Consider the following 12,469-nt stretch of genomic DNA (forward strand, 5'->3'; position numbering starts at 1 on the left):
CAGCGAGGAACATATGCTCGACCTAGCCAAGACCAGATGGCATCCCATCGCCGCGGGTTACGACCTGCCATTGCGCCACGTCTTCCACGGGCAACTGCTCGGCCGCGAGTTCGCCGTCTGGCGCGCCGACGATGGCTACGTCAATATCTGGGAGAACCGTTGCCTGCATCGCGGCGTGCGCCTGTCGATCGGCATCAATGACGGCCGCGAGCTGAAGTGCCAGTACCATGGCTGGCGCTATTCGAACCGCACGGCCGGCTGCACCTACATCCCCGCCCATCCGGCCGATGCGCCGGCCCGCACCATCACCAACCGCACCTTTGCGGCGGTGGAGCGCTACGGCCTGGTCTGGTCGGCGGAGGAGCCGCAAGGCGAGGTTCCCGAAGTTCCGGGCCTGGCCGAAGGCGAATTGCTCGCCCTGCGCGGCATCCCGGTCAACGCGCCGGCAGATGTCGTGGCAGCCAGGCTCAAGGGCTATCGCTTCCAGCCGAACGCAGCCCTTGACGGCAAGGACGCAAAAGTCGCCGTCGAGGCTTCGAACGATTTCACCGTCGCGTTGCGCGCGGTCGAAGGTGGTGCTGCGACGCTCGCCGTGTTCTTCGTCCAGCCGGTCGATTCCAACCGTTCGGTGATCCGCGGCGTGCTCGACGGCAAGGTCGAAGGTGCCGCCCGTCTCGCCGCACTGCGCCACCACAACGAACTTCTCTCCGCACTGCGCGTCGCGGTCGAAGCCGAGGCTGCGCACAAGCCCGCGCCGGCACCACTGGAGCCGATCATCGAACGCGTCTCGCCCGAACTGGCGGAGATGCCGGAGGAAACCAAGCACGGCCGCAAGGCGACGATCCGCGTCCAGGTGGCGCGGAAGTGGCCGGCGGCCGACGGCATCGCCGGCTTCGAGCTCCGGCCGATCAAGGGTCTGCTGCCGACCTTCCAGCCCGGCGCCCATATCGACGTGCACCTGCCGAACGGCCTGATCCGGCAATATTCGATCACCAACGGCCCGGGCGAGAGCGACAGCTATGTCATCGGCGTCAAGCTCGAGCGCGACTCGAAGGGCGGTTCGACCTGCCTGCATGAGACGGTGCGTGAAGGTGACGTGTTGGCCATCTCCGAGCCGCGCAACAATTTCCCGCTGCGCCGCGACGCGGTCCAGACGCTGTTCATCGCCGGCGGCATCGGTATCACGCCGCTGCTGGCAATGGCCCAGGCACTCAAAAACCAGAGCCTTGCGCACGAGCTGCACTATTTCGCGCAGAATGAGGCACAGCTGGCCTTCCCCGAGAAGACGAGCACGCTCGGCGCCTCGCTGAAGCCGCATCTAGGTCTTTCGCCCGACCAGACGGGCGCCATGCTGCGCGAGATCCTCAGCGGCTACGGCCCGGACAAGCATGTCTATCTTTGCGGCCCCGGACCGATGCTCGAGGCGGCACGCCATATCGCTGCCGAGATGGGTTGGCCGGAGACGGCGGTGCATTTCGAATACTTCAAGAACACCAATATCATCGACGACAGCACCAGCTTCGAGGTCGCGCTGGCGCGCTCCTGCATGACGCTGACTGTGCCTGCCGGCAAGACGATCCTCGAGGTGATGCGCGACGCCGGCATCGACATGCCGTCGTCCTGCGAGCAGGGCGCCTGCGGCACCTGCCTGGCCACCGTCATCGAAGGCGAGCCCGACCACCAGGACGTCTACCTCAACGATGCCGAGCGCAAGTCCGGCACCAAGATCATGACCTGCGTGTCGCGTGCCAAGTCGGCGCGGCTTGTACTCGACCTCTAGGAGTTCTCCGATGATCACGCTCTATGACTACGAACTGTCGGGCAACTGCTACAAGCTGCGCCTGCTGATGGGCATGCTCGGTGTCGACTGGAAGACCGTTCCCGTCGACTTCTATCCCGGCCGCGAGCACAAGTCGGACTGGTTCCTGAAGATCAATCCGCTGGGCCAGCTTCCTGTCATCGACGACGACGGGCTGGTGTTGCGCGATGCCCAGGCGATCCTGGTCTACCTCGCCTCGAAATACGATGCGTCAGGCACCTGGTATCCACGCGACAACCCGGCGCTGCTCGGCGAAATCAGCCAGTGGTTGGCCTTTGCCGACGGCATCACCGGCACCGCGTCCGCGGCGCGGCTGCATGACGCGCTGTTCTACGACTTCGACGTCGAGGCGGCCCGCGCGGGCGCGCATCGGCTGTTCCGCATCCTCGACGAACATCTGTGGTTCGGCGAGCAGGAAGGGCGCAACTGGATCTGCTCGGCATCCCAGCCGACCATCGCCGACATCGCCTGCTTCCCCTACATCATGCTGTCGGAAGAGGGCGGCATCCCCAGACAGGACTATCCGGCGATCCGCCGCTGGTGCGACCGCGTCAAGCGCCTCAAGGGTTTCAGCGTCATGTCGGGCGTGTTCCCCGCAGGGCCGGCCAAGGCTGCCTAAAGTTCGATAATCCGCCGGACGAAATGCCCGGCGCCTACCTGTTGTTGGGAGAGAAAGACATGAAAACCCGCGCCGCAGTCGCCGTCGGAGCCGGAAAGCCGCTCGAGATCATGGAGGTGGACCTCGAAGGGCCGCGCGAGGGCGAGGTGCTGGTCGAGATCAAGGCGACCGGCATCTGCCACACCGACGAATTCACCTTGTCGGGCGCCGATCCCGAAGGCATCTTCCCGGCGATCCTCGGCCATGAGGGTGCGGGTGTCGTCGTCGACGTCGGCAAGGGTGTGACCTCGCTCAAGAAGGGCGACCACGTCATCCCGCTTTACACGCCCGAATGCCGCTCGTGCCCGTCGTGCCTGTCGCGGAAAACCAATCTGTGCACCGCGATCCGCTCGACGCAGGGCCAGGGCCTGATGCCGGACGGTTCGTCGCGCTTTTCGATCGGCAAGGACAAGATCTTCCACTACATGGGCTGCTCGACGTTCTCGAACTTCACCGTGCTGCCCGAGATCGCGCTGGCCAAGGTCAACCCCGACGCGCCCTTCGACAAGATCTGCTACATCGGCTGCGGCGTGACCACCGGCATCGGTGCGGTCATCAACACCGCCAAGGTCGAGATCGGCGCAACGGCCATCGTCTTTGGCCTCGGCGGCATCGGCCTCAACGTGCTGCAGGGTCTGCGCCTGGCGGGTGCCGACATGATCATCGGCGTCGACCTCAACAATGAGCGCAAGGCCTGGGGCGAAAAGTTCGGCATGACGCATTTCGTCAATCCGAAGGAGGTCGAGGGCGACATCGTTCCCTATCTCGTCAACATGACCAAGCGGGGTGCCGACCAGATCGGCGGCGCCGACTACACCTTCGACTGCACCGGCAACGTCAAGGTGATGCGCCAGGCGCTCGAGGCCAGCCATCGCGGCTGGGGCGAATCGATCGTCATCGGCGTCGCCGGTGCCGGCCAGGAGATCGCGACGCGGCCGTTCCAGCTGGTCACCGGCCGGACCTGGAAGGGCACCGCCTTCGGCGGCGCGCGCGGCCGCACCGACGTGCCGAAGATCGTCGACTGGTACATGGAGGGCAAGATCCAGATCGACCCGATGATCACGCATACGCTCAAGCTCGAGGACATCAACAAGGGTTTTGACCTGATGCATGCCGGCGAGAGCATCCGCAGCGTCGTGGTCTACTAAAAACGGAACCGCGCCTGGGCCTTGTTGCGGGTCTTTTAAGCCTCCCAGCTTGCCCGCATGTTCCCCAAGCCAGGCGTCGGCCGGCGGTGCGTTCGAGGGTTCCACGACCTCTCGGCCGCGCCGCCGGCATCTTTTTGAGCGTTGCAGCCCCCGTCCGCCGAGGGTATGCCGGGCGGAATTGTTTGACGAGAAGGCAAAGCAGATGAAGACCGTTTCCACCTCGAAGTCGCATGGCGGTGTCCAGGGCGTCTATTCGCACGCCTCCGAGGCCTGCGCCTGCGACATGACCTTTGCCGTGTTCGTACCGCCGCAGGCCAAGGATGGTCCGGTGCCGGTGCTGTGGTATCTCTCGGGTCTCACCTGCACGCACGCCAATGTCATGGACAAGGGCGAGTACCGCCGCCTGGCCGCCGAACTCGGTCTGATCATCGTCTGCCCCGATACCAGCCCGCGCGGCGAAGGCGTGGCCGACGAAAAGGACAACTGGCAGTTCGGTTCCGGCGCCGGCTTCTATGTCGATGCGACGCAGGAGCCCTTTGCGAAAAACTATCGCATGTACTCCTACGTCACCGAAGAACTGCCGGCGCTGATTGCGGCGAACTTCCCGGCCGACATGTCACGCCAGGCGATTTTCGGCCACTCGATGGGCGGCCACGGCGCGCTGACCATCGCCCTGAAGCACCCCGAGCGCTTCAAGAGCTGCTCGGCTTTCGCGCCGATCGCACAGCCTTCGACGGCGGGCTGGTCGAAGCCGGCGCTGGAGAAGTATCTCGGCTCAGACGAAGCTGCCTGGCGCGCCTATGACACGACGCTGCTGATCGAGGACGGCAAGCGCTTTTCCGAGTTCCTGGTCGATCAGGGTTCGGCCGACGGTTTCCTGCAGGAGGGCTTGCGGCCGTGGCTGCTTGAAGAGGCCTGCAAGAAGGCTGGCATCGGGCTCACCCTGCGCATGCAGGAAGGCTACGACCATTCCTACAACTTCATCTCCACCTTCATGGACGACCATTTGCGGTGGCATGCTGCCCGTCTGGGCTGAGCGGCGAAAGTCGCTGTCAGGGCTTTGAAGCAAGCAGCTTGGCGAAGACATGGCGCTTCGCCTTGCCGACGCTGATCTCCAGCGTTTCGTTCTGGGCCAGATGCGCAGCTATCGCGCTCGCGAGCATGCAGCCGGTGCCGCGCATCACGACCGGGATACGCGACGCGTCGAACCGGATGGGCTCGCGGCCGGGCAGGAGCAGCAGGTCCGTCGACGTTGCTCCCGATGCGTGCCCGCCCTTGACCAGAATGGCGGGCGCGCCTGCATCGAACATCTTGGCGGCTTGCCAGATGATGTCGCCTTCGCCGGCGGCGAGCGGCAGGCCGGTCAACAGCGCCAGCTCAGGCAGGTTGGGCGTGATCAGCGTGCAAAGCGGAAACAGCTTGCGCTTGAGCGTTTCGACCGCGTCGTCGTCGAGCAACTGACGGCCCGAGGTCGAGGCGAGGACGGGGTCGAGCACGACGGGGACCGGCAGGCTGCTTGCCAGTACCGATGAGACCGTCTCTATGATCGGGGCGCTGCCGAGCATGCCGATCTTCACCGCCTTGACCGGGTTGGCGGCAAATGCCGCGCGCATCTGGGCGGCAACGAGGTCGGGTGCACTATGCTCGATCCGTTCGACAGCGTCATGGGTCTGGACCGTCACGGCCGTGACCGCAACGCAACTGCGCAGGCCGAAGGCCGATACCGTCTCGATGTCGCGGACGATGCCGGCGCCGCCGCTCGAATCGGACCCGGCGACGATGAGCACATGCGGGGTCATCGCCACTGCGCCGTTGCTGCCAGCCACTCGCGCGTCCGCGCTTCGGGATCGGCGTTCAGGGTGATGTCGGTGACGACCGCTGCAACATCGGCGCCCTGGGCGAAGACGCCCGGGATGCGCTCGATGTTCAGTCCACCGATGGCGACGAGCGGTGTGGCACCTACACGCCGCTTCCATTCGGCGATGCGGTCGAGCCCTTGCGGCGCCCATTTCATCGCCTTGAGGATGGTCGGATAGACGGGACCGAGCGCGACATAGTCGGGCTCGGTGGCAAGGGCCGTGTCGAGTTCAGTGTCGTCATGTGTGCTGAGGCCGAGCTTCACGCCGGCGCGGCGGATCGCCGCCACGTCGGCCTCGGCGAGGTCCTCCTGGCCGAGATGGACGAAGTTGCAGCCTTCGTCGATGGCGAGGCGCCAGTAGTCGTTGACGACGAGCTGGCAGCCATGGCGTTCGCAGATGGCCTTCGCCGTGCGGATTTCGCGGCGCAGGCCGACCTCGTCCATGTCCTTGATGCGCAGCTGCACCAGCTTCACGCCCAATGGCACAAGACGCTCGATCCAGGCGGCGCAATCCAGAATGAGGTAGAACGGGTCGAGCTTCATGAAAACGCTGCCATGCCGATGACGGGGGTGGAGGGGACGGCCATGTCGCGCGGTTCGAGCGGGCCGGCGAGGAATGCTTGCCGTCCGGCCTCGACCGCCTTGCCGAAGGCCGCGGCCATGGCGACCGGATCGCCTGCCTTGGCAACGGCGGTGTTGAGCAGTACGGCGTCGTAGCCGAGTTCCATGACGGTGGCCGCATGCGACGGGCGGCCGATGCCGGCGTCGACGATCAACGGCACGCCGGGGAAATGGCCGCGCAGGCTGCGCAGGGCGTCGATATTCTGCGGACCGCGTGCGGAACCGATCGGCGCGCACCACGGCATCAAGAGCTTGCAGCCGGCGTCGAGCAGGCGTTCGGCGACGACCAGATCGTCGGTCGTATAGGGGAAAACCTCGAAGCCTTCAGCGGACAGGATCTTTGCTGCCTCGACCAGCCCGAACACGTCGGGCTGAAGCGTGTCGTGATTGCCGATGACCTCGAGCTTGATCCAGTTCGTTGCAAAGACCTCACGCGCCATGCGCGCCGTCGTCACCGCCTCCTTGACCGAATGGCAGCCGGCGGTGTTGGGCAAGACGCGGACGCCGAGCGACTGGATCAGCGACCAGAATTGTCCGCCCGTCTTGCCGCCCGAGGTTTCGCGCCGCAGCGATACTGTTACGATGTCGACGCCCGACGCCCTGATCGCCTCGGCCATGATGGCGGGCGAGGGGTAGAGTGCGGTGCCGAGGAGCAGGCGGGAGGAGACCTGTTGTCCGTAGAGTTCGAGCATGGTTCACCCTCCCTTCATCGGTGCTAGGATTTCGATGCGGTCGCCATCCGCCAGCGCGCAGCCGTCGCGTTCCCTGGCCGGCACGACCTCGCCATTGAGCGCGGTGGCGAGCCAGCCGCCTTCGTAATCGAGCTCGGCAAGCAGGGCCGCCAGTGTGCCGGCCGCGACCTCGTGGCTTTCGCCGTTAACGGTGAGCTTCATGGACGAGCTCCTTCTTCGTCTGGTGGCCCAGGATCATGTCGGCAGCCTGCCGCGCCATTGCAGGTGCGAGCAGGAAGCCGTGGCGGTAGAGGCCGTTGATGCGGATTGTTTTCCCGTCGCGTTCGACGCGCGGCAAATTGTCGGCAAAGGCCGGCCGCACGCCGACGCCCGTCTCGACCAGTTCAGCCTCGCCAAAGGCCGGATGCAGCGCGTAGGCGGCGTTGAGCAGCTCCAGCACCGAACGCGCCGTGACGGGACCGGCGGCATCGCTTTCGATCATCGTTGCGCCGACCATGAACAGGTTGCCGGAACGCGGCACGACATAGACGGGGATGCGCGGATGCAACAGCCGCACCGGCCGCGCCAGCGAGACCTCCGATGTCCTGAGAATCAGCATCTCGCCACGCACACCACGCAAAGTGGGCCGCGCGTCGGCCATGCCGGTGCAGTCGGCCTCGAAATCCGCCACGTACGGTTTCGATGCGGTGCCATAGCCAAACTCGAAGCGCACGCCCATCTGCACGAGCTTCTCTTGTAGCCCGGGCAGCGCCTTGCGCGGGTCGAGATGCGCTTCCCCGGCAAAGAACAGCGCGCGCCCGAAGCGGCTCTCGAGGTCTGGTTCGAGCGCTGCTATCGCCTCGGTGTCCAGTGAGCGAAAGCCAGACGTGCGGCGGCCGAAGCGGTCGAGTTCGGCCGCGTCCCGTGCCGGCGCGACCACCAGTGTGCCGTTGCGGATGACGTGGCCTGGCAGGGCGTTCTCCCACCAATCGGCGGCACCGCGCCCGAGCGAAAGCACCGCCTCTTCGGCGCTCTCGCGCTCGCACCAGGGCGCCAGCATGCCGCCGGCCTGCCATGAGGCATTGCCGGCGATCTGCCTGCGTTTCTCGATCACGGTCACGCTTGCGCCGCGTGTCGCCAGCTCAAACGCGAACGTCAGCCCGGCGACGCCCGCACCGCGGATCAGCACCTTCATGGCTTGCCTGCCGTCTCCGCAGGTTCGGCGCTTTCCACGGCCATGTAGAGGTCGCCGCCGTCGCGGTACTTTGCCGCCATCGCCGCCAGCCCTTCCTTCTGCGCCTCGGCGCGGATGTCGTGGGAGATCCGCATCGAGCAGAATTTCGGGCCGCACATGGAACAGAAATGCGCCACCTTGTGCGCCTCCTTGGGCAGGGTCTGGTCGTGGTAGGAGCGTGCAGTTTCCGGGTCGAGCGAGAGGTTGAACTGGTCCTCCCAGCGGAACTCGAAGCGTGCCCGCGACAGCGCGTCGTCCCTGACCTTGGCGGCCGGATGGCCTTTGGCGAGGTCGGCGGCGTGGGCCGCGATCTTGTAGGTGATGACGCCCACCTTGACGTCGTCGCGGTCGGGCAGGCCGAGATGCTCCTTGGGCGTGACGTAGCAGAGCATCGCAGTGCCGAACCAGCCGATCATCGCCGCACCGATTCCTGATGTGATGTGGTCGTAACCCGGCGCGATGTCGGTGGTCAAAGGCCCGAGCGTGTAGAAGGGCGCCTCGCCACAGACCTCGAGCTGCTTGTCCATGTTCTCCTTGATCTTGTGCATCGGCACGTGGCCGGGGCCCTCGATCATCACCTGGCAGTCCTTGGCCCAGGCGATCTTGGTCAGCTCGCCCAGCGTTTCCAATTCGGCAAACTGGGCAGCGTCGTTGGCGTCGGCGATCGAACCGGGACGCAGACCGTCGCCGAGCGAAAAGGCGACGTCATAAGTGCGGCAGATGTCGCAGATCTCCTCGAAATGCTCGTAGAGGAAGCTCTCCTTGTGGTGGTGCAGGCACCACTTGGCCATGATCGAGCCGCCGCGCGAGACGATGCCGGTGACGCGGTCGACGGTCAGGTGGATGTAGGACAGGCGCACGCCGGCATGGATGGTGAAGTAGTCGACGCCCTGCTCGGCTTGTTCGATCAGCGTGTCGCGGAACACTTCCCAGGTCAGGTCCTCGGCGATGCCGTTGACCTTCTCAAGTGCCTGGTAGAGCGGCACCGTGCCGATCGGCACCGGCGAATTGCGGATGATCCAGTCGCGGATGTTGTGGATGTTGCGCCCCGTGGACAGGTCCATCACCGTATCGGCACCCCAGCGGGTCGCCCAGACCATCTTCTCGACTTCCTCGGCCATCGACGAGGTGACGGCCGAATTGCCGATGTTGGCGTTGATCTTGACCAGGAAATTGCGGCCGATGATCATCGGCTCGCTCTCGGGGTGGTTGATGTTGGAGGGGATGATGGCGCGGCCGCGGGCGACCTCGTCGCGAACGAATTCCGGCGTGACGAAATCGGGGACCGCGGCACCGAAGCTCTCGCCGTCGCGCTCGAGTTTTGCCTTAAGCTGCTCGCGGCCGAGGTTTTCGCGGATGGCGACGAATTCCATCTCGGGCGTGACGATGCCGGCGCGGGCATAGGCAAGCTGGGTGACGGCGCGGCCGCCTGTGGCGCGCAGCGGCGCGTTGTGCACGGGGAATTCCGGCGTCAGACGGTCGGCCGAGACAAAGCCGTTGTCCTCGGCCTTGACTGCGCGGCCGTCGTAGCGCTCGACGTCGCCGCGAGCGACGATCCAGTCCTCGCGCAGCCGGGGCAGGCCGCGCTCGATGTCGGTCTTCACGGAGGTGTCGGTGTAGGGGCCGGACGAATCGTAGACGGTGACAGGCGGCTCGCCGGCGCTCGGGTGGACCGAGATCTCGCGCATCGGCACACGGATGCCGGGATGCAGCTTGCCAGGCTTGTGGACTTTCTTCGAGGCGGGCAGTTCGCCTGTCGTGACTGTCGGGGTGTGGGCATTCATGAGTGAGTCTCCGGTGCAATGGAGACCCAGTTCGTGCGATGAGGAGGAGGTGAGGTTTTGCCTGGGGACTTCGGGCGTGAACCCGAATGCCAAAGCCGGATTGCCCGGCTCGCAGCGCCTCGCACCGTCCCTACGCCAGTGTGAACTGGATCAGGTTCAACGGGTCACTGCGCTGCGCGAGCCAGCAGTATCTCAGCCCCTTGTCGGGACCCCCCTGGTGAGGCCGGCAACATGGGCGACGAATGCCGGTGCTGTCAACGGCCTTTCGTTGAGGCCGAGAGAATGCCAAAGTCCTGGTGTCGGACCCCATTGCGGTTACCGATGCGATCGGATAATAGGTCAGTGTTACTGACATAAATTGTCTGGTGCTTGCGGTGTCCGGGGAGGACGTTCGGCCCGCTGGCAAGACAGGAGGAGCATCCGTGACGGACAATCCCTCGCCGCTCAAGTTCCACGTGCCCGAGCCCGAAGTGCGGCCGGGCGGCACACCCGATTTTTCCAACGTGCCGATCCCCAAGGCGGGTTCGGTCGACAGGCCGCCGGTCGACGTCGATCCCAGGACGATCCGCGATCTCGCTTATTCGATCATCCGCGTGCTCAATCGCGAGGGCGATGCTGTCGGGCCATGGGCAGGCACGCTGACCGACGAGGAACAGCTCGACGGCCTGCGCCACATGATGACACTGCGCACCTTCGATGCGCGCATGCAGATGGCGCAGCGCCAGGGCAAGACCTCGTTCTACATGCAGCATATGGGCGAGGAGGCGGTGAGCTGCGCCTTCCGCAAGGCGCTCAATCCCGGTGACATGAATTTTCCGACCTATCGTCAGGCCGGCCTGCTGATCGCAGGCGGCTATCCGATGGTCGACATGATGAACCAGATCTATTCCAACGAGAAGGATCCGCTGAAGGGCCGGCAGTTGCCGATCATGTATTCGGCCAAGGAGCACGGCTTCTTCTCGATCTCCGGTAACCTGACGACCCAGTACATCCAGGCGGTCGGCTGGGCGATGGCGTCGGCGATCAAGGGCGACACCAAGATCGCGGTCGGCTGGGTCGGCGACGGGGCCACGGCGGAAAGTGATTTCCATGCCGCGCTCGTCTTCGCCTCGACCTACAAGGCGCCCGTGATCCTCAACATCGTCAACAACCAGTGGGCGATCTCGACCTTCCAGGGCATCGCCCGTGGCGGCTCGGGCACGTTTGCGGCGCGTGGCCTCGGCTTCGGCATTGCTGCTCTGCGGGTTGACGGCAACGATTATCTCGCCGTCCATGCCGTGGCCAAGTGGGCTGCGGAACGCGCCCGCAGCAATCTCGGGCCGACGCTCGTCGAATACGTCACCTACCGCGTCGGGGCGCACTCGACATCAGACGATCCCTCCGCCTATCGGCCCAAGACCGAGTCGGATGCCTGGCCGCTGGGCGACCCGGTGATCCGGCTCAAGAACCATCTGATCAGGCGCGGCCTGTGGTCCGACGAGCGCCACAAGCAGACCGAGGCCGAAATCCTCGAAACCGTCATATCGGCGCAGAAGGAAGCCGAGAGCCACGGCACCCTGCATGCCGGCGGCAAGCCGTCGACGCGCGACATGTTCGAAGGCGTCTATGCCGAGATGCCGCCGCATCTCCGTCGCCAACGCCAGAAGGCGGGAGTGTAGCCGATGCCGCGCATGACCATGATCGAGGCCATCCGCAGCGCCATGGATGTCGCCATGGGCCGCGACGACAACGTCGTCGTCTTCGGCGAGGATGTCGGCTACTTCGGCGGCGTCTTCCGCTGCACCCAAGGGCTGCAGCAGAAATATGGCCGCTCGCGCTGCTTCGACGCGCCGATCAGTGAATTGGGCATCGTCGGCGCCGCCGTCGGCATGGCCGCCTATGGGCTCAAGCCATGCATCGAAATCCAGTTTGCCGACTACGTCTATCCAGCATATGACCAGATCGTTTCGGAAGCGGCACGGTTGCGTTACCGCTCCAATGGCGAATTCACCTGCCCGATCGTTATCCGCATGCCCACCGGTGGCGGCATCTTCGGCGGCCAGACGCACAGCCAGAGTCCGGAGGCGCTTTTCACCCACGTGTCCGGCCTCAAAGTGGTCGTTCCGTCCAACCCGCTCGACGCCAAGGGCCTGCTGATTGCTTCCATCGAGGACCCGGATCCGGTGATCTTTCTGGAGCCGAAACGATTGTACAACGGCCCCTTCGACGGCCATCACGACCGGCCGGTTACCGCCTGGTCGAAGCACGAGCTGGGCGAGGTGCCCGATGGTCATTACACCGTGCCGCTCGGCAAGGCGGAGATCCGGCGCCCGGGCTCCGACGTCACGGTGCTCGCCTACGGCACCATGGTTTATGTCGCGCAGGCGGCGGCCGAAGAGACCGGCATCGACGCCGAGGTCATCGACCTCAGGACACTTCTGCCGCTCGACCTCGACACCATCGTCGCCTCGGTCAAGAAGACCCGCCGCTGCGTGGTGGTACATGAGGCGACGCTGACCTCCGGCTTCGGCGCCGAGCTCGTGTCGCTGGTGCAGGAAAACTGCTTCTACCATCTGGAAGCACCGGTCGCCCGCGTCACCGGCTGGGACACGCCCTATCCGCATGCACAGGAATGGGACTACTTCCCCGGCCCCAAGCGGGTCGGCGAAGCATTGATCGAAACGATGGGGGCCTGAA

12 protein-coding genes and 1 riboswitch are annotated in these 12,469 nt (G+C 65.2%); of the genes, 6 read left to right on the top strand and 6 right to left on the bottom strand.

Annotated features, from left to right (window positions below; translation table 11 throughout):
• The first annotated feature begins 13 nt into the window (after positions 1-13).
• From O1Y97_RS07540 to fghA, 4 genes are all read left to right on the top strand, one after another.
• The gene (locus O1Y97_RS07540) at positions 14-1,780 is read left to right on the top strand and encodes a 2Fe-2S iron-sulfur cluster-binding protein (protein ID WP_318763626.1); all 1,767 of its coding nucleotides are present in this window, start codon (positions 14-16) and stop codon (positions 1,778-1,780) included.
• Between the two features lie 10 nt (positions 1,781-1,790).
• Positions 1,791-2,438 carry a glutathione S-transferase family protein gene (locus O1Y97_RS07545; RefSeq protein ID WP_318763627.1) on the top strand — a complete coding sequence of 216 codons (648 nt, stop codon included), beginning with the start codon at positions 1,791-1,793 and terminating at the stop codon, positions 2,436-2,438.
• A 59-nt stretch (positions 2,439-2,497) separates the two neighbouring features.
• Complete coding sequence (locus O1Y97_RS07550; protein WP_183261328.1) at positions 2,498-3,625, top strand: S-(hydroxymethyl)glutathione dehydrogenase/class III alcohol dehydrogenase; 1,128 nt, start codon at positions 2,498-2,500, stop codon at positions 3,623-3,625.
• A gap of 202 nt (positions 3,626-3,827) precedes the next feature.
• Positions 3,828-4,661, top strand: a complete 834-nt coding sequence (gene fghA, locus O1Y97_RS07555; RefSeq protein ID WP_183262517.1) for an S-formylglutathione hydrolase — start codon at positions 3,828-3,830, stop codon at positions 4,659-4,661.
• A 16-nt stretch (positions 4,662-4,677) separates the two neighbouring features.
• Here fghA and O1Y97_RS07560 read toward each other — a convergent pair whose 3' ends face one another.
• The 6 genes from O1Y97_RS07560 to thiC are packed head-to-tail and all read right to left on the bottom strand — an operon-like array spanning position 4,678 to position 9,793.
• Entirely contained in the window at positions 4,678-5,424 is a 747-nt protein-coding gene (locus O1Y97_RS07560; RefSeq protein ID WP_318764169.1) for a hydroxymethylpyrimidine/phosphomethylpyrimidine kinase, read from the bottom strand.
• A complete protein-coding gene (locus O1Y97_RS07565) occupies positions 5,421-6,026 on the bottom strand; it encodes a thiamine phosphate synthase (protein WP_318763628.1) in 606 nt (201 codons plus the stop codon). The genes O1Y97_RS07560 and O1Y97_RS07565 overlap by 4 nt, the downstream gene beginning before the upstream one ends.
• A complete protein-coding gene (locus O1Y97_RS07570; protein ID WP_318763629.1) occupies positions 6,023-6,796 on the bottom strand; it encodes a thiazole synthase in 774 nt (257 codons plus the stop codon). Before O1Y97_RS07570 ends, O1Y97_RS07565 begins: the two co-directional genes overlap by 4 nt.
• Before the next feature lie 3 nt (positions 6,797-6,799).
• Positions 6,800-6,997 carry a sulfur carrier protein ThiS gene (thiS, locus tag O1Y97_RS07575; protein WP_318763630.1) on the bottom strand — a complete coding sequence of 66 codons (198 nt, stop codon included), beginning with the start codon at positions 6,995-6,997 and terminating at the stop codon, positions 6,800-6,802.
• Positions 6,981-7,970 (bottom strand): glycine oxidase ThiO, encoded by a 990-nt coding sequence (thiO, locus tag O1Y97_RS07580; protein WP_318763631.1) that lies wholly within the window; start codon positions 7,968-7,970, stop codon positions 6,981-6,983. Before thiO ends, thiS begins: the two co-directional genes overlap by 17 nt.
• Positions 7,967-9,793 (bottom strand): phosphomethylpyrimidine synthase ThiC, encoded by a 1,827-nt coding sequence (thiC, locus tag O1Y97_RS07585; protein ID WP_318763632.1) that lies wholly within the window; start codon positions 9,791-9,793, stop codon positions 7,967-7,969. The genes thiO and thiC overlap by 4 nt, the downstream gene beginning before the upstream one ends.
• 109 nt (positions 9,794-9,902) lie before the next feature.
• Positions 9,903-10,019: riboswitch (TPP riboswitch) on the bottom strand.
• 196 nt (positions 10,020-10,215) lie between these two features.
• Between thiC and O1Y97_RS07590 the strand changes: the two genes are divergently transcribed.
• Together O1Y97_RS07590 and O1Y97_RS07595 are read left to right on the top strand one after the other, a co-directional pair.
• Entirely contained in the window at positions 10,216-11,451 is a 1,236-nt protein-coding gene (locus tag O1Y97_RS07590) for a 3-methyl-2-oxobutanoate dehydrogenase (2-methylpropanoyl-transferring) subunit alpha (protein ID WP_108606751.1), read from the top strand.
• Positions 11,452-11,454: 3 nt separating this feature from the next.
• Positions 11,455-12,468 carry an alpha-ketoacid dehydrogenase subunit beta gene (locus O1Y97_RS07595; RefSeq protein WP_318763633.1) on the top strand — a complete coding sequence of 338 codons (1,014 nt, stop codon included), beginning with the start codon at positions 11,455-11,457 and terminating at the stop codon, positions 12,466-12,468.
• The last annotated feature ends 1 nt before the right edge of the window (position 12,469 follow it).

The sequence above is a fragment of the Aminobacter niigataensis genome (assembly GCF_946995915.1).
In the GTDB taxonomy this organism is placed as follows: domain Bacteria; phylum Pseudomonadota; class Alphaproteobacteria; order Rhizobiales; family Rhizobiaceae; genus Aminobacter; species Aminobacter niigataensis.